Origin of the sequence: Saccharothrix luteola (assembly GCF_020859565.1) — a bacterium.
Classification (GTDB): Bacteria; Actinomycetota; Actinomycetes; order Mycobacteriales; family Pseudonocardiaceae; genus Actinosynnema; species Actinosynnema luteola.
The window spans coordinates 16798-42170 of record NZ_JAJHUO010000001.1 but is presented as its reverse complement, the minus strand read 5'-3'; the positions used below and the strand labels follow the sequence as shown (position 1 = coordinate 42170).

12 protein-coding genes and 1 pseudogene are annotated in these 25373 nt (G+C 71.4%); 12 read left to right on the top strand and 1 reads right to left on the bottom strand.

Annotated features, from left to right (window positions below; genetic code table 11):
- Window positions 1-1030 precede the first annotated feature (1030 nt).
- The 12 genes and pseudogenes from LNK82_RS00155 to LNK82_RS00090 all read left to right on the top strand — a co-directional run bounded on the left by LNK82_RS00155 (window position 1031) and on the right by LNK82_RS00090 (window position 24342).
- Window positions 1031-4702, top strand: a complete 3672-nt coding sequence (locus tag LNK82_RS00155; RefSeq protein ID WP_308257133.1) for an nSTAND1 domain-containing NTPase — start codon at window positions 1031-1033, stop codon at window positions 4700-4702.
- A 533-nt stretch (window positions 4703-5235) separates the two neighbouring features.
- The gene (locus LNK82_RS00150) at window positions 5236-5418 is read left to right on the top strand and encodes a DUF6247 family protein (protein WP_230564800.1); all 183 of its coding nucleotides are present in this window, start codon (window positions 5236-5238) and stop codon (window positions 5416-5418) included.
- A 109-nt stretch (window positions 5419-5527) separates the two neighbouring features.
- A complete protein-coding gene (locus LNK82_RS00145; protein WP_230564799.1) occupies window positions 5528-5755 on the top strand; it encodes a hypothetical protein in 228 nt (75 codons plus the stop codon).
- Window positions 5756-5874: 119 nt separating this feature from the next.
- Entirely contained in the window at window positions 5875-14784 is an 8910-nt protein-coding gene (locus LNK82_RS00140) for a polymorphic toxin-type HINT domain-containing protein (protein ID WP_230564798.1), read from the top strand.
- 32 nt (window positions 14785-14816) lie between these two features.
- Entirely contained in the window at window positions 14817-17069 is a 2253-nt protein-coding gene (locus LNK82_RS00135; protein ID WP_230564797.1) for a DUF8189 domain-containing protein, read from the top strand.
- Between the two features lie 118 nt (window positions 17070-17187).
- Window positions 17188-20064, top strand: a complete 2877-nt coding sequence (locus LNK82_RS00120; protein WP_308257132.1) for an AfsR/SARP family transcriptional regulator — start codon at window positions 17188-17190, stop codon at window positions 20062-20064.
- 236 nt (window positions 20065-20300) lie between these two features.
- Window positions 20301-20718, top strand: a pseudogene (locus tag LNK82_RS00115) (GNAT family N-acetyltransferase); the annotation flags it as partial.
- 26 nt (window positions 20719-20744) lie between these two features.
- Window positions 20745-21266 (top strand): DinB family protein, encoded by a 522-nt coding sequence (locus LNK82_RS00110; protein ID WP_230564796.1) that lies wholly within the window; start codon window positions 20745-20747, stop codon window positions 21264-21266.
- A 161-nt stretch (window positions 21267-21427) separates the two neighbouring features.
- On the top strand, window positions 21428-21760 hold the full coding sequence (locus tag LNK82_RS00105; RefSeq protein ID WP_230564795.1) for a hypothetical protein: 333 nt from the start codon (window positions 21428-21430) through the stop codon (window positions 21758-21760).
- A 52-nt stretch (window positions 21761-21812) separates the two neighbouring features.
- Window positions 21813-22814, top strand: coding sequence for an ABC transporter substrate-binding protein (locus tag LNK82_RS00100; protein WP_230564794.1), 1002 nt, complete (start codon window positions 21813-21815; stop codon window positions 22812-22814).
- Window positions 22814-23566 carry an ABC transporter ATP-binding protein gene (locus tag LNK82_RS00095; protein ID WP_230564793.1) on the top strand — a complete coding sequence of 251 codons (753 nt, stop codon included), beginning with the start codon at window positions 22814-22816 and terminating at the stop codon, window positions 23564-23566. Before LNK82_RS00100 ends, LNK82_RS00095 begins: the two co-directional genes overlap by 1 nt.
- On the top strand, window positions 23563-24342 hold the full coding sequence (locus LNK82_RS00090; protein WP_230564792.1) for an ABC transporter permease: 780 nt from the start codon (window positions 23563-23565) through the stop codon (window positions 24340-24342). The genes LNK82_RS00095 and LNK82_RS00090 overlap by 4 nt, the downstream gene beginning before the upstream one ends.
- Window positions 24343-24797: 455 nt before the next feature.
- Here LNK82_RS00090 and LNK82_RS47460 read toward each other — a convergent pair whose 3' ends face one another.
- Window positions 24798-25355, bottom strand: coding sequence for a phosphotransferase family protein (locus LNK82_RS47460; RefSeq protein WP_230564791.1), 558 nt, complete (start codon window positions 25353-25355; stop codon window positions 24798-24800).
- Window positions 25356-25373: the final 18 nt, after the last annotated feature.

Below are 25373 nucleotides of genomic sequence, written 5' to 3'. Positions count from 1 at the left end.
CTTTCCGGGCTGCGCCGGGTCGGTCCGATCTCAGCCCAGCCTGCGGAGCCAAAGTTCGACACGCGGCGCCAAGAATGGCCAGTAGCAATGTGCTGCGTATCCCTGTCGTTCGAACCCCCTGCCGACATCAATGCATTTCTGGCACGGATTGGTGCCGGTGAACTGCTGGTGCGAGAAGTATCCAGCGGGCGCCGGTGTGGTGTGACATCGATCAATAAGAGGGGCTGGGTTGACAGTGGTCGTACTTGTTGCGCTCGCGGGTGAACTCAGCAGCGCGAGGAAAGTGAGGGAGAAGACAATCGTCAACGCATGTGAAATCTTGCGCATTGGGTAGACTCCTTGGGGTTCGGTGTCGGCGTCAGGATGTAAAAGGATCAGTAAGAGTCGAGTCCTTGTCTGCGTGTTCAGCCCCACCAGAAGAAGTAGTAGACACCAGGCTCTCGATAGCATCCTGAGGTCGGATCCGTGGGGTACCCTTGATTGGCCATGAACCTCCGGGCCGCGGTGCAGTCGGTGTAGTCAGTCCCTTCACTGCGGTTCCATTTGGGGCCCGCTTGAGCGGGAGATGATGTGGTCGATATTCCCTGTTCCGCTCGGGCGGGTGACGCGGCAGCGCTGGTAGTGGTCGTCCCCACGCAGGCAATGGCCGTCGTCAGGTAAGTCGCCGCACGACGAATTTGCATGGTTTTCCTCTCCTCTTGGCCTTCGTGACGTCATTTCGTCTGCGCTCTGCCGCTCGTCGGGCCCCGATCTGCTATTCGTTGATCGCCTGGTATCTGGCTGCCCCGCGTCTCAAGGCGCCGTCCCGCACCATGGCGGTGGCGGTTCGAGAGCCACCGCGAACGGCGGCACGGCGCACATGGAGCCGCGGCCTCGGTGGGTGTCGACGGGGAAGAGCGGCGGAGCAACCGGCAAGCGTTGCATGACCATTTGTAGCGCCTGCGGACTTGTTCGCTGTCGGACAGCGGCGGTGAACAAACAAGCGTCGAACACGCCGCTTGGTGCAGAATGCTGGTGGGGGGTGGAGTCGTTGGCACGAGGGGAATCACCGCTGTCCGGGGACGACGAGCCGTTATCCAGGTTCGCCGCCGACCTGCGTGAACTGCGACAACGTGCGGGCAGCCCGACCTACCGGGAAATGGTCAAGCGGGTGCACTACTCGCTCGCGACGCTGTCCGGCGCGGCGAGCGGGCGCAAGCTGCCCAGCCTCGCGGTGACGCTGGCGTACGTGAAGGCGTGCGGCGGCGACACCGGGCCGTGGGAGCGTCGCTGGCACGCTGTCGCCGCCGAGCTCGCGGCCGACGACCGGCCCGACAGCGAATCCGACGCGCAGGCCAAGCCGCCTTACGTCGGCCTCGCCCCCTTCCAGCGGGAGGACGCGGCTCTGTTCTTCGGCCGCGAACGCCTCATCGACGACCTCGCCGCACGGCTCGGCGCGGGCCGGTTCGTCGTGCTCTTCGGCGCCTCCGGCGCGGGCAAGTCATCCCTGCTGCGGGCGGGTCTGCTGGCCAGGTGGCCGCACCAGGCGGTGGTCTTCACCCCGGGGGCGCACCCGATGGAGGAGTGCGCCGTCCAATTCGCCCACCTGACTCGCAGCACCCCGGGGGCCGTGCGGGAAGAGCTCGACACCGACCCGCGCGGCCTGCACCTGCTCGCGCGCCAGGTGACCATGGACCCACCGGGTGAGCTGCTGGTCGTGGTCGACCAGTTCGAGGAGATCTTCACCCTGTGCCGCGACCAGGCCGAACGGACCCGGTTCGTCGAGGCCCTCGTGACGGCGGCGAACGCGGAGAACTCCCGGTGCCGCGTCGTGCTGGGCGTGCGCTCCGACTTCCACGCCCACTGCGCGGGCCACCCGGCGCTGCGCGGGCAGCTGGCCAGCAGGCTCACCGTCGGCCCGATGACCACCGACGAGCTGCGACGCGCCATCAGCGGCCCCGCGTCGAGCACCGGCTGCACGGTCGAGGGAGCGCTGCTGGCCGACCTCGTCGCCCACGCCCACGACCGCGTCGGCGTCCTGCCCCTGCTGTCGCACGCCCTGCTGGAGACCTGGCGGCGACGGCGGGGCAACACCCTCACGCTGACCGCGTTCCAGGCCGCGGGCGGCATCGACGGCGCACTCGCCCACACCGCCGAGACGGTCTACACCAGTTTCGACCCGGGCAGGCAGGAGCTGGCCAAGAGCCTGTTCCAACGGCTCACCGCACTCGGCGAGGGCACCGAGGACACCAAGCGCCGCGTCTCGCGCGTCGAACTCGACGACGCCGACCCGGACACCGCGGTCGTCGTCGACCGCCTCGCCGCGCACCGCCTGCTCACCATCGACGGCACCAGCGTCGAGATCACCCACGAGGCGCTGATCCGCTGCTGGCCGCGCCTGCACGCGTGGCTCACCGAGGATCGCGAGGCACTGCGCTCGCACCGCCGGCTCACCGAAGCCGCGCACGCGTGGCAGGCCCTCGACCACGACGACAGCGCCCTGTACCGCGGCCTCCGCCTGGCGATGATCCGCCGGACCACCGGCAGGCTGAGCCGGTTGGAACAGGAGTTCCTCGCCGCCAGCGAAGCCGCCGAAGCCGCAGAGAGGGATGCCGCCCGCCGCGGCACCCGGCGTTTGCGCCGACTGGTCGCGCTGTTGACCGTGCTGCTCGTCCTCACGGTCACCGCGGGCGGCATCGCGGTCCGCGCCCAGCGGCAGGCCGCCGAGGAGCGCAACACCGCCACCTCGCAACGCGTCGCCGAACGCGCCTCGGCGCTGCGCGTCACCAATCCCGCCCTGTCCGCGCAACTGAGCCTCGCCGCCTACCGGCTGTCCCCCAACGACATCGCCCGCGGCAGCCTGCTCAGCACCTTCGGCACCCCGTACGCCACCCGCCTGACCGGGCACGACGACAGCGTGAACGCGGTGGCGGCTTCACCGGACGGCCTCCTGCTCGCCACCGCGAGCTCCGACCGCACCATCCGGTTGACCGAGGTCACCGACCCCCACCACCCCCGCCAGGCGGGGACGCTCCCCGCGACCGCGCACGCGGTGGCGTTCAGCCCGGACGGCCGCACGCTGGCCGCCGGCGGGGACGGCGCCGTGCTGCGGTGGGACGTCGCCGGCCTGAACCCGTTGCCCGGCCTCACCGGCGGTCCGGGCGCGGTCACCTCGGTCGCCTTCAGCCCCGACAGCCGCACGCTGGCCGCGAGCACGGACCACACCGTGCGGCTGTGGGACCTGCGCACCGGGACGTCGACCACGCTCACCGGGCACACCGGCACCGTGACGTCGGTGGCGTTCAGCCCGGACGGCCGGACGTTGGCCTCGGCCGGCACCGACCACACCCTCCGGCTGTGGGACTCCACCACCGGCGGCTCGACCGTGCTGGCCGGGCACACCGACGAGGTGACCGCGGTGGCGTTCGGCCCGGCGGTGCTGGCCAGCGCCGGAGCCGACCACACCGTGCGGCTGTGGGACCTCACGGGCACCCCGTTGTCCGTGGCCCAGGGCCACACCGACGCGGTGCGCACCGTGGCGTTCGACGGAGGCACCCTCGTCTCCGGCGGCGTGGACGCCTCGGTGCGCGTGTGGAACGTGGACGATCCGCGACAACCCCGTGAACTCACCTCGCTCGCCGGCCACACCGGCGCCGTCACGTCGTCCGCGTTCACCGGCGGCACCCTGGCGACCGCCGGCTCGGATCACACAACGCGTCTGTGGGACCTGCGCGGCCACACGCTCACCGGTCACCTCAGTTCGGTCTACGGCGTGGCGTTCAGCCCCGACGGCCGGACACTGGCCACCTCGAGCTACGACCGCACCATCAGGCTGTGGAACCCGGCCGACCACACCGCACGGGTCCTCACGGGCCACACCGGTCCGGTCAACGCAGTGGCGTTCGGCCCCGACGGCCACCTCCTCGCCAGCGCGAGCGCCGACGGCACCGCCCGCCTGTGGAACCTCGCCGACCACACGTCGTCCACGATCACCGACCACCGGGACGGTGTGGAATCCGTGGCGTTCAGCGGCCAGACCCTGGCCACGGCGGGTTCGGACGGCACCGCGGCCCTGTGGGACGTCACCGATCCGGTGAACCCCACCCGCCGAACCACCCTCACCGGCCACACCGCGCCCGTCAACGACGTCACGATGACCGACCGCGCCGTGGCGACGGCCGGCGCCGACCACACCATCCGCCTCTGGGACACCGACGGCCGCGGGCTCGCGGTGATCACCGACCACACCGACGCGGTGAAGTCGGTCGCCTTCAGCCCCGACGGCCGCCTGCTCGCCGGCGCCGGATCCGACCGCATCGCCACCCTGTGGGACGTCACCGACCTCACGCGCCCCATCCGCCTGGCCACATTCACCGGCTACACCGACGCGGTGAAGTGCGTGGCGTTCAGCCCCGACGGCCGCACCCTGGCGACGGCCAGCGCCGACAAGACCGCTGTCCTGTGGGACGTCCCGACCCGCACCAGACTCGCCACCCTCACCGGTCACACCAAACCGGTCGACGCCGTCGCCTACGCCCCCGACGGCCGCACCCTCGCCACCGCGGGCGAAGACTGGTCCGCGAAGCTCTGGGACACCGACCCCGAGCGCGTGGCCACCTGGGTCCGGGACACGGCCAGCCCTCCGATCACCGAAGACGAGTGGGCCCAGCACTTCCCCGGCACGCCACTCGACCCGGTTCTGCACGAAAGCGCGAGCGAATGAGGTCCAGGCCGTGAGTCACGGCCCTTGTGCCGAGCAGCGGCGCCGACGCCGCCTGCGGCACCCACGAGTTCGTGGACTGGCTCCAGGCAAGGGAACTGACCTTGGCCTTCTTGGGGCAGGTGTGCCGGGTCTTGGTCGCAACATCCGCCGCGCTCTCGGCCAGTCCGGGCTCCGCCCAGCGGACCGCGTCGACGGCCTTATCCACCGCCTCTGGGACCGAGCAGTGTGGCGAAAGGAACCGATGTTGACATATCGGCGACCTGACTGGACCCGAACAGGCGAATGATTGCCACTTGATCGGAGCAGTAACGTACGGAAGCACTTGTCCGAGGTGGTTCCGTGCTCATTACTGTGAGTTTCCTGCGTTCCGATAGAGGCGGCCGGAGTCGTCCCGGGTCCGGCTGACCCCGGCCTTCAATGATGAACCGTCTGTATGCGGAGGTTCCGCGCTCAGCACGTCGGCCGCGAGTGGCTTCCAGGCTTGACTTCCCGGACCGACGACCGCCCACCGCGGTTCAGCATTAGAGCTGGGCATGGCCTCTCCTGCTGCGTCGATGCCGCCCGGTGGCGATCCGGTGGTGCCTGCGGCCGATCCGGTGGCGATCCGCGCTGCTCTGACTCCGATGCTGGTGGCGGAGTTCGATCGGGAGTGGGAGTTGGTGTTGGAGCGGGCGGTGTCGTTGGCGGAGATGAAGGCGCTGCTGCGCGGGCGGTAGGGGCGGGCCGAGTAGCCGGTGTACCGCGTCGTGCCCGACGCGGTGAGCCTGGAGCAGGTCGCCGCGCTGCCCGCCGAGGCGCTGGCGGGGTATGCCGAGGTGCCGGCCGGTGTTGGAGTTGCAGCCGTGGGACGGGCGCCCGCAGCATGAGGACAACCCCGGCGCGGCGGTGCGGTACTGGAACTTCGGCCCGGAGCGCGCCGGTCAGGTGGTGTACCTGATCCTGGAGGACCAGCGCGAGGTGCGCCTGCTGCTGGTGCGGTGGCCCTGCACCGCAGGCCGCGATCACGTCGAACTCCGGACCGTGGTGGTGCCTCCCGGCGGACGAGCTCGGTAAACCGCGACGAAAGCGGCCGGTGACAGGATGCATGCGCCGTCGGGCGGTTGAGTGGATCGCCCCGGGTTGGCCAGGGGGTTCACATGGGGCGTTGGCGGCGTGCTGTCACGGTTCTCGTGGTGATCGCGGTGGCGTTGGGGACCGTCGTGGACGGTGTCGAGGCCGCCCCGGGGACGAGACCCGACCGGGTGGCCGAGTTACCCCGGCAGCGGTGGGAGGCGGACGCTGCGGCATCCCGGGTCGACCCGAAGGACGTCAACCGGCACCTGCCTCCCTCGCTGCGGTCCACCTACCCGGCCCATCCCGTGCCGGAGGTGCCGAAGGGCGCTAACAAGGTCGAAGTGGTCCCGGTGGTGTCGGAGTTCTCGGCGGCCGCCGCCGGGTTGCCGGTCGGGGCCGGCCGGGCCGACAGCAGCATGTACGTCCACGGCTCGTCGTCCGCCGCCGGTGGCAACGAGCTGCGGGTCGGGCGGCTGGGTGGGCAGGCCTCGGCCTCGTACGTGAAGTTCGGCGGCCTGGTCGATCAGCTGCGGTTCCACACGATCTACGGGGTCCAGCTCCAGGTGGTGAACTACGACTCGGCGTCCTGCACCCCCAAGGCGATGACGGTGCACCCGGTCACCCAGTCTTGGTCGCCGGGGACGGGGTACTCCTACCCGGGACCGACTACCGGCGCGGCGCTCGCGTCCAGCTCGTTCGCCCACGGGTACGTGGCCACCGGGCAGTCGGCGTCGGGCTGCCCGGCGTCAACGCGGCTGATCGACCTCGGGGTGGCCGGACGGGACCTGGTGCAGCGGTGGGTCGACGGTCGGCAGGCCGACCACGGCCTGTCGTTGCGCGGGTCCGCCACCGACGACTCCGCCTGGAAGCGGCTCGGCGGCAGCTCCACCGCCAACCCGCCGAAGCTCTTCGTCACGCATTCGCCGTACAACGCGAACTACGGCATCCCCAAGCCCGTCCCGGAGCCGCCGGTCCTCCAGAACCAGGCGGGCAAGGTCAAGGTCACCGTCACGAACCGGTCCGCGGAGGCGTGGGCGCCCGGCACGTACTACCTCGCCTACCGCGCCTACCGCACCGACACCGGCGCACCGGCGGGCCAGCAACGGTCGGCGGACCTGTCCACCTCCGTGGCCCGCGGCGCCACCGTGACGCTCGACGCGACCATCCAACCCCTGCCACCGGGCCGCTACTTCCTCGACTTCACGATGGTCCGCGCGGGCGGTGTCGTGTTCACCGACCACCAGGTGCCACCGGGCCGGATCGTGCTGGAGGTCTTCGACATCCCGCCCGTGGTCCAGGAACTGCACCCGCCCAACGGGTACCAGGCGGCAACCCTGACCCCGCAGCTGTGGGCCCGGGCACTGGACATCGACGCCCCGCCCGGTTCGTCGCTGCGCTACCGGTTCGAGGTGTGCGAGCGGAGCGCCTCGGGCGACCCCACGGCGTGCTTCAACTCCGGTGACGTGACCAGCACGGCGTGGACGGTACCGGCCGCGAAGCTCAAGTGGAGCAAGGCCTACCTGTGGCGGGTCTTCGTCAAGGACGCCGGCAACGAGGTCCCCTCGCCGTACTCCGCCGTCCTCACCAGCGTGCCGCAGCCCGCCGTCACCTCGCGGGTGGCGGGCTCCCCGTACGGCACGCAGGACAAGGAGTACGACGCCCAGATCGGCAACTTCACCACCGCCGCCCTGGACGCGCCGGTGGTCACGGTCGGCCCCGACCTGAACGTCCTGCGCACCTACAACAGCCTCGACCCGCGCCGCGACTCGATGTTCGGCGCGGGCTGGGTGACGCGGTACGACATGCGGGTCCGCGCGGACGACGACGGGTCCGGCAACGTCGTGATCACCTACCCGGACGGCCAGGAGGTGCGCTTCGGGCGCGACCCGGACGGCACGTTCGTCCCGCCGGACGGCCGCACCGCGTCCCTCACGCTCGACGCCAACGGCTGGCGGCTGCGGGACAAGAGCAACACCGTCTACCAGTTCTCGACCGGGGGACGGCTCGCCCGCATCACCGACCCCGCAGGGCGCGCGATCGTGCTCACCCTCGACACCACCACCACCGGCCGCCTGGCCAAGGCGCACGTCGCCAACAGCCAGTCCAACCAGAACGGCCGCGCGCTGCGCTTCACCTGGACCGGCAACCACGTGACGAGCGTGTCGAGCGACCCCGTGGACGGCGTCACGGCCACCTGGACCTACACCTACACCGGTGACCTGCTGACCGGGGTCTGCGCGCCCGGCAACGCCTGCACCACCTACGACTACACCCCAAGCTCGCACTACCGGACCGCCGTGCAGGACACCCGGCCCGAGTCGTACTGGCGGCTGGGCGAGGCGCAAGGCACGTCGGCGGGCAGCGACGTCGCGGTGAACCTGGGCAAGGACGCCGCGACCTACCGGGACGTCACCCTGGGCACGCCGGGCATCGCCGGGGACAACGCGGCCCAGTTCAACGGCTCCTCCTCGGTGGTGGACCTGCCCAAGGGCGCGGTGAAGAAGAGCCGCGACCTGGCCGTGGAGCTGTGGTTCAAGACCTCCGCCACGACCGGCGGCCCGCTGATCGGCTACCAGGACCACGCGACGAACCCGACGTCGGCCGTGCCGGTCCTCTACGTGGGCGCGGACGGCAAGCTGCGCGGCCAGTTCGCGACCGGCGCGATCGACCCGATGATGTCCGCCCTGGCGGTGAACGACGGCCAGTGGCACCACGTGGTGCTCTCCGCCATGGGTGACGTCCAGACCCTGTACCTGGACGCCGTCAAGGTCGGCGCCCACACCCGGGCCATCGACCACAGCCTCCTCACGGTCAACCAGGTCGGCGCGAGCCACGCCACGGGCACCTGGCCGCAGTGGGGGGCGGGCGCGCGGCGTCACTTCGCCGGGGTCATCGACGAGGTCGCGGTCTACTCGCACCCGCTGGGGCAGGGCGCCGTCGCCGACCACCACCGCTACGGCAAGGCGCAGGCCGACCTGGTGACGAAGGTGACGCTGCCCAGCGGCAAGGTCTCCGCGGAGGCGAAGTACGCGAACGAACGCATCCACGAGTACACCGACCGCAACGGTGGCACCTGGAAGGTCGGCTCGCCCGCGGTGCACGGCGGGGGCGACGACCTGCGCCGCTCCGTGCAGGTGCTGGACCCGGCGAACCGGCCCCACCTGTTCGAGTACGACGCCCTGGCCGGGCGGCTGCTGCGCTCGGGCCTGCCCGCGGGGCTGGAGTTGCGGGAAGAGGACCGCCCGGGCGAGCCGGTGCCCCCGCCGGACCCGCCGCAGCCGGTGTGCGGCGCGCCCGACCCGGGTGACCCGCAGTTCTGCACGATCATCCCGGACGACGCGGGCGGCCCGGTGTTCGTGCGGCATCCGTTGGACGGCATGGCGATCCGCACCTACGAGTACGACGAGCGCGGCTACCAGAAGACCGTCCGCAACGAGAACGGCGACGCCGTCCGGATGACCTACGACGAGCGGGGCAACGTCACCACGCAGACCACGTGCCGGACGAACACCGAGTGCCACACCGCGTACAGCAGTTACCGGGCGACCGTCACGGACCCGTTGGACCCGACGAACGACCTGCCGCTGGAGACCCGCGACGCCCGGTCGTCCGGCCCGGCGGACAACACCTACCGCACCACCTACACCTACACCTCGCGCGGCGACCTGGCGTCCCAGACCGGCCCGGACGGCGCGAGGGTCGACCACACCTACACCACGGGCGCGGAGGTCGCGGTCGGCGGCGGCACGATGCCTGCCGGGCTGGTCGCCACCACCACCGACCCGCGCCGCCAGGTCACCCGCTACCTGTACTACGCCAACGGCGACCTGGCGCGCGTCACCACACCGACCGGCCTGATCACCGACTACACCTACGACGCTCTGGGTCGGCGCGTCACCGAGAAGGAAACGTCCGACTCGTTCCCGTCCGGCGTGTCCACCCGGCACGCCTACGACACCGCGTCCCGGCTCACCTCGACCACCGAGCCGCCCACGACCAGCGCGGTCGACGGCACGCGCCACCAGCGCAGGATCACCTACCGCTACGACGCGGACGGCAACCAGGACCGCGTCGAGGTGAGCGACCTCCTCGGCGGTGACGCGCCGCGCGTCACCACGACCGCCTACGACGACCGCAACCGCCCGGACCGCGTGGTCGACCCGGAGGGTGGCGAGACGAGCTACGACTACGACCGGTTCGGCAACAGGACGTCCATGGTGGACGCGAACGGCAACCGCTACGACTACGCCTACACCGCCCGCAACAACGTCGCCGAGATCCGCCTGCGCGACTGGCGGGGCGACCCGCCGGGCAGCCCCGCGACCGGCGACCACATCGTGCTGCACGCCTACACCTACGACCTGGCCGGGCGGATGGTGAGCGACACCAACGCGATGGGCCGCCGTCTGGAGTACGACCACCATGACGACGACCTGCGCAAGTCCATCACCCTGAAGGGTTTCCGCAACCAGGACGGCACGACCCGCGACTACGTGGTGGAGGCCAACACCTACGACAAGGCGGGCAACCTCACCAGGCAGGTGACGGGCAACGGCGCGACCGTCGTGGAGAACGTGATCGACGTGGCGGGCCGGGTCGAGCGCACCACCAGCGACCCGGCGGGCCTGGCCCGCACCACGGCCTACACCTACGACCCGGCCGGGAACGTGCTCAAGGTCGTGCGGTCCGGCCGCCCGTCGAACGTGCCGTGGGTTCCGACGAGCACCGAGGAGACGGTCACCACCACCTACGACCCGCTCGGCAACCCGTTGACGGAGACGGTGTCCGGCGGCGGCACGAGCCTGACCACGTCGCACACCTACGACCGGCGCGGCGTGCGGACGTCCACCACCGATCCGCGCGGCAACGTGACCGGGGCGGACAGAGCGGCGTTCACCACGACGTTCCTGGCCGACGAACTGGGCCGCACCACCATCTCCACGTCACCGGCGGTCGCCGTGGAGGGCGGGGGCACGGCGCGTCCGACCCGGTCGCAGGGCTACAACGCGTTCGACGAGCCGACCGAGGTCAAGGACGAGCGCGGGCACGTGTCCCGCGTCGGCTACGACCAGCTCGGCCGGGTCGTGCGCACCGAGGAGCCCGCCTACGTCCCGCCGGGCGGCACGTCGGCGATCACGCCGGTCACCACGACTGGCTACGACCCGCTGGGCAACGTGCTGGAGGCGGTGGACGAGCTGGGCAACGCCACCCGCCTCACCTATGACCGCCTCAACCGCCTGGTCACCCGCGACACCCCGGCCGCGACGAACGACCAACGCGCCGTGTGGCGCTACACCTACACCCGGACCGGTCAGGTGCTGTCGGTGACCGACCCGGAAGGCGGGCGCACCGAGTCCACCTACGACGACCTGGAACGCCGCGTCACCGCTTCCCAAGTCGAGCGCAAGCCCGTGCCGCGCAACCTGACCACCCGCTTCACCTACGACGACGCCAACAACCTCACTTCCATCACCACGCCGACCGGCGCGCGGACCGTGACCATCCACAACGGACTCGGTGAGCCGACGCGGTCCACCGACCCGGCGGGCGTGGTCGCCGAGCAGGGCTACGACTTCGCCGGCCGCCAGGTGCGCGCGTCCGACGGCTTGGGCCGCACCACCCGCACCGACTTCGACGCGTTCGGCCGGGTCGCCACCGAGGCGGACCTCGCGCCCGACGGCCGGTCGATCCGGGGACAGCGTCACGGCTACGACGCGGCGGGCAACCTGACGTCGACCACCGACGCCCTCGACCGCACCACCACCTACACCTACGACGCGCTCAACCGCCTGACCGGTCAGGTCGAGCCCGTGGCCGACGGCAGGACCATCACGACCGGCTTCGGCCACGACCTCGCGGGCAACCGCACCAGCTACACCGACGGCCGGGGCAACACCACCCGCTACACCGTCAACAGCCTGGGCCTGCCCGAGTCCGTGGTCGAGCCCGCCACGACCGCGCACCCGGCGCCGGCCGACCGGACGTGGACCATCGCCTACACCGCGCGGGGCGACGCGGATCGGATCACCGCGCCCGGCGGCGTGACCCGGCAGCGCGCGTTCGACGCGTCCGGCCGGCTGGAGCGCGAAACCGGCGCCGGCGCGGAATCGGCGACCGCCGAGCGGACCCTCGGCTACGACCTGCTCGGCCGGACCGTGAAGGTCGGCACGCCCACCGGCGACAACACCTACACCTACAACGACCGGAACGCCCTGCTATCCACCTCCGGCCCGTCCGGCAACGCCAACTTCGCCTACAACGACGACGGCCAACTGGTCGAACGCTCGGACGCCGCCGGCACCTCCCGCTTCGGCTACGAGCGCGGCAGGCTGACCTCCGCGGTCGACGCCGTCACCGGGACCACCCAGGTGCTCGGCTACGACGCCGCCGGGCAGGTCAGGACGATCGACTACGGCGCGCGGCGCGTCCGGACGTTCGGTTTCGACGACCTCGGCCGCACCACCTCGGACGTGCTGAGCAACGCGGCCGGCCAGTCGGCCGCGTCGATCACCTACGGCTACGACCTCGACGACCACCTGACCACCAAGACCACGGTGGGACTCGCGGGCGCGGGCGCGAACACGTACGGGTACGACCACGCGGGCCGCCTCACGTCGTGGACGTCCGGCTCGACCGTCACCGAGTACGGCTGGGACGACTCGGGCAACCGCGTCAAGGCCGGCGCGAAGACCGCCGCGTACGACGAGCGCAACCGGCTCCTGTCCGACAGCGACTACACCTACGGGTACTCGGCGCGCGGCGCGTTGGCGAGCCGGACGTCGTCGGGGTTGACCGAGCGGTACTCGTCCGACGCGTTCGACCGGCTCGTCACGTCCGGGTCGGTGGACTACGCCTACGACGGGCTGGACCGGCTGATCTCCCGCGAGTCGACGGCGTTCGCCTACGCGGGCCTGGACGACGAGGTCGTGTCCGACGGCGGCGAGAAGTACGCGCGGGGACCCGCCGACGAGTTGCTGGCCGTCGCCGACGGGCAGCGCAAGCGGCTCACCTTGTCCGACGGGCACGACGACGTGGTGGCCGCGCTCGACCCGGCGGACACGGCGTTGGCGCGGCCGGCCGAGTCGGTGGCGTTCGACCCGTTCGGCCAGGTCGCGGCGGTGACCGGGGATCGCGCGAACGTGGGCTACCAGGGCGACTGGACCGACCCGACGACCGGCGACGTCGACATGGGCGGGCGCTGGTACCGGCCGGGGCCCGGCACGTTCGGCTCCCGCGACACCGCCGAGTACGAGCGCGGCGACTCGGTGCTGGCCAACCGCTACACCTACGCCGCCGCCGCGCCGCTGGACCACACCGACCCGGACGGCGAGTGGCCCAAGTTCCGCTGCGGGTGGTGCAAGCGGGCGGTGAGCGCGGTGGTGTCGGTGACCGCGCCGCTGTGGCGGCCGATCGCCACTGTGGCGACGTGGGCGTGGCGCGGCATCCAGACCGTGGCCAGCGCCGCGTGGACCCAGATCAAGCGGGTCGCGCGGGTAGTGAGCAACGTGGGGAGGGCCATCGTGCGCGGCGTCGACCGCTTGGCGACCTCCATGCGGGAACGGGCCGCCGAGATCCGGCGGACCGCCCTCGCGCGCGCCCAGCAGATCACCCGGGTGGCGCAGGAGAGGATCGAGCGGGCCGTCCGGCGCGTGCCGCTGAAGACCATCGCGGCGGCGTTCAAGCCGATCATGGCCGGGGTGAAGCTCACCGTGTCCATGGGCTCGCACCTGGCGGCCGGTGACGTGTCCGCGCTGCGGGACGTCGTGGCGGACCTGTCGAAGTCCGCGCAGAACCTGTACCAGCGGGCGGTGGACACCTACGGCGCGGTCGTCGAGGGGGTATCCAAGGCGGCGAGCGTCGCCGGGGACTGGATCGTCGCGCACAAGGCCGACATCGCCGGGTTCGGCGCGGGCCTGCTGGTCGGCGCGGGCTGCGGCGCGCTGATCGGGTGGACGGGTGTCGGCGCGGTCGCGTGCGGTGCGCTGGCGGGCGCGGTGGGCTCGGTCGTGCACGACCTCGTGGAAGGTGGGCACGGCTGGAAGGAGATGACGGCGAACGCGCTCGTCGGAGCGACGCTCGGGGCCGTCACCGGCGGTCTGGGGTCAGTCGGCGGCCAGGCGTTGAAGGCCGGCATCGGCGCGGCGCGCAGCGGTGGGACGTCCCTCGGGCGGGCCGCCGTCAGCGCCGCGCGGTCCGAAGTGGACGACATCGCCCGAGGCCGGATGACCAGCGGCCTGCTGTCGTCGTGCAACAGCTTCGCCGGCGCCACCTCGGTGACGTTGGCCGACGGCACGCGCAAGGAGATCGACTCCGTGGCCGTCGGCGACGAGGTGCTGGCGACCGACCCGACGACCGGTGTCACGCAGGCCCGACCCGTCACCGACGTGATCACCGGGTCGGGGGAGAAGCGGATGGTCGAGGTGTCGGTGGCCGGTGGTTCCGTGCTCGCCACCGACGGCCACCCGTTCTGGGTCGACGGCGGCGAGTGGGTCGAAGCGCAGGACCTCCAAGAGGGACAACGCCTGCGGACCGCGCAGGGCGGCGAGGTGGCCGTGACGGGGCTGCGCATGTGGACCGGGACCACGACCGTCTACAACCTCACCGTCGACGGCACGCACACGTACTACGTGGACGCCGCACCCGGCGTGGACGTGCTCGTGCACAACTGCGCCGTCAAGACCCCCGGCGCGAGCCTGCTGCGGCGCTACGAACACATCGGCAAGCACCGGAAGCGACCCGGCTACACGGGCAAGCACCGCGCCGGGCAGTTCCGCGAAGGCCCGCCCGCGAGCATGGACCACTGGGTGACCGGCCACCGCAAGCCGGGGATCTTCTGGCGGTGGGCCGACGAGGTCAACCAGGCGACCGACGGCCCGTGGGGCGAGGCTCCGGCGATGCTCGCGCGCGGCGCCGAGGCGGCGGGCTACGGCGCCGTGGAGGACTCCGTCGCCAAGGGGCTCGGGGGCCACTTCTTCGGAACCATCAACCTCCTCCGCAAGGAAATCAACCACAAGTTCAGGGGCAGATGATGACGTGCAGATCGAGAACGACCCTATTGGGGGTGGTGCTCGCAGTGCTGGCCTCGGTGCTGATCGCACCCGCGCCCGCGCTGGCGGACGCGACCGGGAAGGGCGGGGACTTCGTCCCGTTCGCCTCGCCGGTGCGGACCGTCGACACCCGCAACGGCACCGGCGGCGTGACCGGGGCACGCGGTCCGGGATCGACGACCGTCTTCACCGCCGCCGGCCTGGGCGGAGTGCCCGCGACGGGCGCGACGGCCGTGCTGCTGGACGTCACACCGGTCGGCCCCACCGCCGCGACCTACCTCACGCTGTGGGCGGACGGCACACCACGGCCGGGGACCGCCACGATCAACGTCGCCGCCAACAACCCGACGGTCTCACTCACCGCGCTCGTGCCGCTCGGCGCGAACGGCAAGTTCCAGCTCTACAACAGCGCGGGCAGCGTGCACGTGGTCATCGACGTGCACGGCTACTTCACCTCCACCGCTGGCTCCGGGCGCGGGGGGTTCGTGCCCGTGGCGCAGTCCGTGCTGTTCGACACCACCACCGGCATCGCCGTGCCGAAAGCGACCATCGCGGCGCGGTCGAGCCTGACCGTGCAGGTCACCGGAGGATCGGTGCCCGCCACCGCGAACGCCGTGTACCTCAACGTCGTGGTGAGCAACGCGACGTCGGCGAGTTGGCTGCGCGCCGTACCCGAGGGGTCGACGGGCGGTGCCACGAGCATCGACTTCGCGAGCGGCACCACGTCGTCCGGGCTGGTGGTCAAACCCGGCGCGAACGGACGGGTCACCATCTACAACGCCAGTTCCGGCAGCATCAACCTGCGCGCGCACACCTACGGGTACTTCAGCGCCTCCTCCACCGAGGGCGCGGGCTACCGGCCGGCGACCGGACGGCTGATCAACGGCGCCGAACTCGCGGCGAACGGCCACTTGGACGTCCAGGTGGCCGGTCTGCTCGGCATGCCCGCGAAGGGCGTCTCGGCGGTGGCGCTCAACCTCTCCGTGTCCGGCCCCACCGGGTACGGCTACTACCGGGCGTGGCCGCTGGGCGCGGCCGAGCCGTCGACGTCCTCGTTCAACCACTTCGCGCCCAACCAGACGAAGTCGGACATGGCGCTGGTGGAGCCGGGCGTCGAGGGGCGCATCCGGATCAAGAACGTCAGCACCGGCACGGTCCGGCTGTTCGTCGACATCCAGGGCTGGTTCGCCAAGCCCGTGCCGCCGGTCGCGGTGCGGCCGTTCACCCGGGTCGTGGCGTTCCAGGGCCCGCCCGCGGGGGCGGCGCTCGGCGCCATCGAGTACGCGTACGTGGACAACATCGGCCGGCTCGTGCACGGCCACCAGTCGTCGCCGGACAGCTTCTCCACCGTCCGGTGGGAGACGATCTCGGGCGACGAGGCGTTCTCCGGGCCGCCCGCGCTCAACCCGCTGGCGGACAGCCGCACGCAGGTGCTCGGCCAGAGCAGCACGGCCGATCTGCTGTCCCGCACCCAGACCTCCGCGGGCTCACCCACCTGGGACCCGTGGGCGAACCTGAGCGGCGGCCTGCCGTTCCCGCCCACCGTCGCGAAGCTGCCGGACGGCACGCCCCTCGCGTTCGCGGCCGACGCGGACGGCGTGGTGTGGCGGCGTTTCGTGACCGGCACCAACACGGAGTGGCGGGTGATGGGCGACCTGAACGCCGCCGGTGAGCTGGTGGCGGTGACCGTGCGGGACGGCATCCAGGTGTTCGCCGTGGACACCGGGGGAGCGCTGCGCACCGGCCTCTACACCAGCGCGGGCGCGTTCACCGGCGTGGCGAACCTGGGCGGCAGCGGGTTCAGCGGCGTCCCGGCGGTCGTGGTGTACCCGGGTTACCGCATCCGGCTCGTGGTGCGCGGCGCGGGCGGCACGGTCGTCACCAAGGCGCAGGACACGGCGGGCGTGTTCCCGGCGGCGTGGGACGCGGTGGGGTCGTTGGCGGTCAAGGGCTCCCCGGCGGCGCTGCTCAGCCCCGTCACCGGTACCGCCGAGTTCGTCGTGCGCGGTACCGACGACGAGCTGTACTCGACCGGCGAGACCGGGCAGGGCACCGGCACGTGGCGCTCGTGGACGCGGCTGCTGGTCGACCCGATCGGCCAGCCGGTCAGCGACCCGTCGGCCACCGATCCCACGGTGTTCCCGATGACCAACGCGAACGGCGCCTCGTGGGCCGTGGTGTTCCGCAACGCCGCCAACGCGCCGAGGCTCTACTGGGTGAACCCGAACCCGGCGTTCACCGCGGCGACCGCCGTTCCGGTGGTCTAGCAACCGGTTCGGCCCCGCGCTCCGGCGCGGGGACGAGCCTGTCTTGTCGTGGGTCGAAGTCCGTGGCAGATTCCTGCTTCCAAGTCCGGTGGGGAGACCGGTCGCGAAGGGGGCTGCCGTGGACTTCGGCGTTCTGGGAGCGCTCCGCATCGCCACCGACAAGGGACCCGTGCGGCTGGACGCGCACCTCCAGCGCGTGCTGCTGGCCGTGCTGCTGTCCCGGCCCAACCAGCCCGTGGCCACGGGCGTCCTCCAGGACGCGCTGTGGGGCGCTCGGCCACCGAAATCGGCGGGCAAGGTGCTCCAGGTGTACGTCCACCGGCTGCGGCGGGCGCTGGGCGACCCGGAGCGCATCCGGCACGACCGGTCGGCGTACGCGCTGGTCGTGCACCCGGGCGAACTGGACACGGACCGGTTCGCCGCCCTGGTGGACCGGGCGCGTCAGGCGGGCGACCCGGCGGTGGCGGCGGACCTGCTGGCCTCCGCGCTGGCGCTGTGGCGCGGCCGACCACTGGCCGACTTGGGCGAGGTACCCGTGCTGCGCGCCGACGTCGAGCGGTGGGCCGAGCAACGCCTGGCCGCCTGGGAGGAGCGCGCCGAGGCGGAGCTGGCGCTGGGGCGGCACACGTCGATCATCCCCGAACTGGGTGTGTTGGTGGACGAGCACCCGTTGCGGGAACGGTTGCGCGCCCGGCTGATGCTCGCCCTCTACCGGTCCGGCCGGCAGGCCGAGGCCCTCGCGGTGTACGACGCGGGACGGCGCGTGCTGGCAGACGAGGTGGGCGTCGACCCGGGCCCCGAACTCCGCGACCTGCACGCGGCAATGCTGCGGGCCGATCCCGAACTGGACCCGCCCCCGGGCGCGCGAAGCCTGCCCGGGCCGGCCGCACCGGCTGTGCCCGCCGTGCCGAGCCTGCCCATGCCACGCCAGCTGCCCGCACCGCCCGGCCCGTTCAGCGGCCGCATCGCCGAACTGGCCCGCTTGGACCAAGCCCTGGCCGCCACCCGGACCGACACCGGCGGGACCGCACCGGTCGGCGGTGGGGCCGCGTCGGGAGCACCGGCCGCCGGCGGCGCGATCCTGATCTCGGCGATCGGCGGGGCGGGCGGGATCGGCAAGACCTGGCTGGCGCTGCACTGGGCGCACCGCAACGCGCACCACTTCCCCGACGGCCAGCTGTTCGTAGACCTGCACGGCTTCAGCCCCACCGAACACCCCATCCCGCCGGAGGCCGCGCTGTTCGGGTTCCTGACCGCGCTCGGTGTCGCCCCCGACCGCGTCCCGACCGACCTGGACGCCAAGGCGGCGTTGTTCCGCAGCCTGGTGGCGGGCAAGCGGGTGCTGGTGGTGCTGGACAACGCCGCGAGCGGCGACCAGGTGATCCCGCTGCTGCCCGGCTCCCCGACGTGCACGGTCCTGGTCACCGGTCGGAGGAAACCGGCCGCGCTGATCGAGCGGTACGGTGCCCGCCACCTGCAACTGGACGTCCTGTCCCAGGCCGAAGCCGCCGCCTTGCTGGCCGAGCGCCTGGGCGACGGGAGAGCGTCCGACGACCCCGGCGCAAGGGACCAACTGGCCGAGTTGTGCGGGCGCTACCCGCTGGCCCTGTCGGTCATGGCCCGCCACGCCGCCACCCGTCCGGCGGTTCCGCTGGGCGAGTTCGCCGCCGAATTGCGCGACCTGGGCCTGGACATGCTCGATGACGACGACCCCGCCGCCGGCCTGCCCGTGGTGCTGTCCTGGTCCCTGCGCCACTTGACTTCCGAGCAGCGCACGGTGTTCGCGCTACTCGCCATCGCACCCGGCCCCGACATCAGCTTACCGGCCGCGTCCGCCCTCACCGGGCTGACGACGGCTCGCACGCACAAGGTGTTGCGCGCCCTGGAGGACGCCTCCCTGCTCGACCGGCGCCGGCACGGCCGCTACGCCATGCACGACCTCATCCGCGCCTACGCCGCCACCCTCGCCCGCGACCTACCCGCTGACACACGGGACGCGGCGCTCGGACGGGTGGTCGACTTCTACTTGCACACCACGCACGCCGCCGACCGCCTCATCAACGTCCACCGACGACCGATCCGACTGGACCCGCCCGCCCCCGGCGTCGAGGCGCACCCGTTGTCCGACATCCCGTCCGCGCTGACCTGGCTGGACGCCGAACACGCCCACCTGTTGGCCGCCCAACGCACCGCCGCCGCCCACCACCGCCACGAGGTCGTGTGGCAACTGGCCTGGACCCTGAGCAGCTACCACTTCCGCCGGGCGCACCGCCGCGACAACGTGGCCGTGTGGCGGGCCGCACTGGACGCCGCCACCCGCCTCCCCGATCCCGTCAGTCACGTGCGCGCCCACCGACGCCTAGGCGCCGCCTATGCCGACGTGGGCCGACACGAGGAGGCGGTCAGCCACCTCAAACAAGCCCTGGCCCTAGCTGAACACCACGACAACCGCACAGAGCAGGCCCACACCCGCAACGCGCTATCGGCGGCGTGTGAGCGCCGGGAGGACTACCGCGAGGCCCTGGAACACGGCCTGCTTTCCCTGAAGCTCTACCAAGACCTGGACCAACCGGTGAGAGAAGCCCGCGCCCTCAACTACGTGGGCTGGTACTACGCCCACCTGAACGAACACGACAGCGCCCGCACCTACTGCCAGGCCGCCCTGGTCCTGTACGGACGCCTCCACGACCCCGAAGGGGAAGGCGCCACCCTGGACAGCCTCGGCTACATCGACCACCACACCGGCCACCACGAACAAGCCATCCACCACTACCGCGAGGCCCTGGCCATGTTCCGAGCCATCGGCCACGCCTACGCGATCGCCAACACCCTGGACAACCTAGGCCACCCCCACAGCGCCCTGGGCCAACACCACCAGGCCCGCGCCGTCTGGCAGGAAGCCTTGGCCCTATACCGCGAGCAAGGCCGAGACACCGACACCAACCGCGTCCAACACCAACTCGACCAACTCCACCACACCACACCGACCACTTAGAGGATCGAGGCCACCATCGCCCAGCCTCGGGACCAGGCCGCCCACCGCAAGGCCAAAGGCTCCCGCGGCGGGCGCCACCGGCGTTCGACCCGGAGGTCTGCAAGCAACGCCACGCCGTGGAATGCGGCATCAACCTGTTTGAACAACACCGCGCCGTCGCCACCCGGTACGACATGCTCGCCGTCCGCTGCCACGCGACCGTCCACATCGCAGCCATCAACATCTGGCTACGACGCCCGACCGACCTGCCCACCGACGTCACCGTCCGCCCCCTGGGCGACGACGACTGGTCCGACGTGCGCCGCATCTACGGCGAGGGCATCGCCACCGGCAACGCCACCTTCGAGACCGAGACGCCCACGTGGCCGAGACGTCGATCTACGTCGGCGACGGCTTACGCGGTCGCGGTGTGGGCAAGGCGCTGCTGCACAAGCAGGTCACCGCCGCCGACGACGCCGGCCTCTGGACCCTCCAGACCGCCATCTTCCCGGAGAACCGGGCCAGCATCGCCCTGCACCACTCGGCCGGCTACCGCACCGTGGGCGTCCGCGAGCGCATCGCCAGCACCACGGCGTCTGGCGCGACACCGTCACGCTCGAACGCCGTGCCGACTCCGCATCCGTCCTCACCGCACCCGACTGCGCCACCTGCTGAACGCCGAGCAGGCGCACACTGGGACCGTGGACAAGCAGGCGGTTCACGACGACCTGGAACGGGCACGCGCTACGTTCCACGCACTCCTGGACCAGGCCAGCGCCGCCGACCTGCGCCGCAAGTCCGACGGCACCCGGTGGAACAACCGCCAACTGCTGTTCCACATGCTCCTCGGATTCCTGATCATCCGCGCCTTGCTGGCCTCGGCCCGCTTGTTCGACCGCCTGCCCGCCGGTGTCGGCCGGGCCTTCGCCCGCCTGCTCAACGCGGCCACCGCACCGTTCGACGCGGTGAACTACGCCGGTTCGCGGCTCGGTGGCAGCACCCTCGGCCGCCGGCAGTTGGCCGCGCTCTGCGACCGCACCATCGCCGCCCTGCACCGCCGGCTCGACCGCGAAACCGACACCGACCTGGCCCGCGGCATGCACTACCCGACCCGCTGGGACCCGTTCTTCCAAGACTTCATGACCCTCGCCGACCTCTACCGCTTCCCGGTCCAGCACTTCGACTTCCACCGCCGCCAACTCACGCTCGGCGGCGGCGACTGACGACCGTTCTGCTCGCACCGTGCCGCACACGCCCTACCTGGGTGATTCCACTTGACAGCGATTCAAACGGCTGTGCGACGATCACGGTGCGGTTCTTCCCCGACCGTCGGCCATCGCTCTGAAGAGCGGTGGGCACGAGGTTCCGATGGTCAGGGGTAGTGGTGGATCGGCGTGAGTACGAGCGGATGGTCGATCGGTTCCGGCGGCTGGTGGCGCCGTTGCCCGCCTGGCAGGTCGAGGAGCACGACGGGCGACCGGTTCTGGTCGACGACGCGCGGGGTGGCGGTGGTCTGCTGCTCCATCTCGACAGCAGGTGGAACGCGCACCTGACGCGCTATTTCGCGGCGCTCGACAAGGACCGCCTGCTCGCACTGGTGGCGCTGCTGGAAGTCGTGCCGCCGGAGGGGCCGGCTCACCGGGCGGCCGTCGCGTTCCTCAAGTCGTTGGGCCTCAACGACGAGCCCGGGTCCCCAGCGGAAGGCGATGGTTCTTGACGTCGTCTTCGCTGGTGCTGTTTGGTGGGGACACCGGGGGAAGGAGCCCACGATGCGACCCTGTCGTTCCGTTCTCCTCGTGGTCATCGTGGTGGCGGCGCTCGTCGCTTGTGGGAGTGAGGCGAGAACAGCGGGCAACGCCACCGAGGTCACCTACCTCACGTCGTTCAGCACGTTCGGGCGGGACGCGTACGTCTACGTCGCCCAGGAGAAGGAGTTCTTCGCCGAGGCCGACCTCGACGTCACGATCAACCCGGGCAGCGGCACGGTGGACGTGCTCAAGCTGGTGGCCGGCGGGCGGGCGGACTTCGGGGTCGCCGACCTCACCGGCACGATGATCACGGTCGCGAAGGAGAAGCTGCCGGTCAAGGTCGTGGCCGCTGTTCACCAGCGCACCGTCGCGGCCATCATCGGGCTCGAAGGAGGCGGCGTCACCACGCCCGCGGATCTCGTCGGCAGGAGGATCGGCGATCCTCCCGGCTCGACGATCCGGTTGATGTTCCCGTTGTACGCCAGGGCCGCCGGAATCGACCCCGGGAGGGTCGAGTTCGTGCCCTCGGCGCCGCCTGGGCTGCCGCAGCTCCTGCTGTCCGGGCAGGTCGACGGGATCGGCCAGTTCGTCGTCGGCAAGCCGCTGATCGAGGCGGCGGCGAAGGGGCGCAAGGCGGTCGTCCTGCCGTACGGGGACCTCCTGCCCGACCTGTACGGCAACATGCTGGTCACCTCAGCGGAGCTGGCTGGCGACGACCCCGAGTTGGTGCGGCGGTTCAGCGGCGCGTTGCTCAAAGGGCTGCGGTACGCCCTCGACCACCCTGACGAGGCCGGCCGGATCCTCGCCAAGTACCAGCCGACGCAGAACCCCGAGGTGGCCGCTGCCGAGTTGCGGCTGATGGCGGAGTACTCGGAGCCAAAGGGGTTCCCGGGCCCGCTCGGCGCGGTCGACGAGAGCCGGGTCTCGACGATCGTCGAGTTGCTCGGCGAGGCGCAAGCGATCCCCACCGGGTCGCTGCGGGCGGCTGATCTCGTCGACTTCGAGTTGGTGCCGAAGTCCTGATGCCGTCGATGATCGCCGTGGAGCGGGTGTCCCGGGTCTTCGAGGGGAAGCGCGGGCACGTGCTCGCCCTCGACGGCATCGATTTCGAGGTGGGCGAGCACGAGGTCGTGGCGGTGATCGGGCGGTCCGGCTGCGGCAAGTCGACGCTGTTGCGGATCGTCGCCGGGCTGCTCGCGCCGACCCGGGGGCGGGTCCTCGTCGCCGGCGAACCAGTGACCAGGCCCCGGCGCGACATCTCCGTCATGTTCCAGCGTCCGGCGTTGCTGCCCTGGCGTTCGGTGCTGGGCAACGTCCTGCTTCCCGTCGAGGTGCTCGGACTGGACCGCCGCCGGCACGTCGCCCGCGCGCACGAGCTGCTGGAGCTGGTCGGGCTCCAGAGGTTCGCCACGCGGCTGCCGCACGAGTTGTCCGGCGGGATGCAGCAGCGGGTGGCACTGTGCCGCTCGATCATCCAGAGCCCGGCGGTGCTGCTCATGGACGAGCCGTTCTCGGCGCTCGACGCGCTGACCCGGACGGAGCTTTCCGGTGAGCTGCAACGGATCTGGCGGGAGCAACCGCTGACCGTCGTGTTCGTCACGCACTCCGTCGAGGAGGCGGTCGTGCTCGCCGACCGGGTCGTGGTGCTCACCTCGCGTCCCGGCCGGCTCCGCAAGCTCGTCGACGTCGGTCTGCCTCGCCCGCGAACCGCGCGGGCGGCGGGCGTCGCCGCGATCGGTGGTCTGCTGTACGAGCTGCTGGAGGTGGCGGGGTGAGGCAGCGGGCTCGTCGGGGTGGGCGGGGCGCCGCCGTCGTGCTGCCCGTGCTCGGCATGTTGGCCGTGATCGCGGTGTGGTGGCTGGCCACGATCGTGTTCGCGATCGAGGAGTTCCTGCTGCCCAGCCCGGCGGACGTGCTGGCGGTGCTCGGCGAGCACCCGGGCTACCTGTTGGAGCACGCTGGGGTGACGCTGCTGGAGATCGTGCAGGGCTTCGGGTTGTCCATGGTGGTGGGCATCCCGATCGCGCTGCTCATCGTCAGCTCGACGGTCCTGGAACGCACGATCTACCCACCGCTGCTCGCCCTGAACGCCGTCCCCAAGATCGCCATCGCGCCGGTCCTGGTGGTGTGGATGGGTTTCGGACCCGCGCCGAAGGTCCTCCTGGTGTTCCTGGTCTGCTTCTTCCCGGTGGTCATCTCCACCGCGTCCGGGATGAAGTCGACGCCCTTCGAGCTGGTCGAGCTGATGCGTTCGCTGGACTGCACCCGCTGGCAGGAGTTCTTCAAGCTGCGCTTCCCGCACGCCCTGCCGCAGGTCTTCGTGGGGTTGAAGACGGCCATCTCGCTGGCCGTGATCGGGGCGGTGATCGCGGAGTTCGTGGGGGCGGGCGCCGGGCTCGGCTTCGTCATCGTCACGTCCGGGTCCAGCGCGGACACCGCGCTCGCGTTCGCCGCCATGGGGCTGCTCGGCGTCATGAGCATCGTGCTGTTCTACGGGTTGGTGTACCTGGAACGTCGGCTGCTCCCGTGGGCGGAAGAACACCGGATCTGACGGCTCAGCACCGACCGGTGTCGTCCGGGGGCACGAGGTCGAGGAAACGCCACCGGGCGTCCGGGGCCGGCCCGGCGAGCGACCTGCCGCAGTGCTGCTGGCCGTGGTGGCGGCCCACTGGTGCACGGTCTGACCGACGGCCTGTACGGACCAGGTCGTGTTGTTGAGCATCAACCGGGTCAGGGTTTCCTGTTCCGTGCTCAGGTGCTCGCCGCGGTCCAGCGTCGCGCCGTTGTCGGCCCAGACTTCCGTGGCCCACGCGCGTGCCGCCCGGAACCGTGCCTCCGCCTGGGCGAAAGCGGCGTGGAAGTAGCCGGTGTCCACCGAGGCGTGGTGCGTGCCCGTCTCTGCTCGGCGATCGCTTTGAGCTCGTCGCGCAGCCGCCTGCCGACGCCGAGCGCCCATCGCGGACAGGTTCACCAGGCCGAGGCAACGGGGCCGGTCAGTCGATCGGTTCACCAGCGTGCGTTGCGGGACTGGCGGTCGAGCATCGCGGTGACGACGTCGGCTCGGTCGGCGGCGGGAGGTGCGGTCGTCTTCGAGGACACGCATGACGTCGAGGCCATGTACCCGAGGTTTTCGAGCGGGTCGCCGGGCGCGGCGGTGTCGAAGTCGATGAAGGCGACCGGTCGGCCGTCCCGGAGGACGGTGTTGTTCGGACCCGGGTCGTGGTGGCAGATGACGGGATGTCCTGCGGTGAGGCCGCTGTCGCGGGTCGCGTCGTGCAGCGAGCGGAGGAGTGCTCCCGCCGCGACGACCTGGGTGTCGGTCCAATGCTGGAACCTGGCCGGCACCCAGCCGGGCAGGTAGCTGAACGTGTCGCGGCAGGCTTCGTCGAGCCCGAGATGACGCGGTGCGCCGATGAACCAGCGTTGTTCGAGTTGCGCGAGCAGTTCGGCGACGAAGGCTGACGAGGCCGTGGTGGGCCGTCGGACCGTGTCCCCGATGCGAACGACGCCCGGCGTGATTCGTCCTCCCGTCAGAAGGACTTCGGCATCAGGTGTGTCGGCCACGTCTTGTCGTCCTTCCGC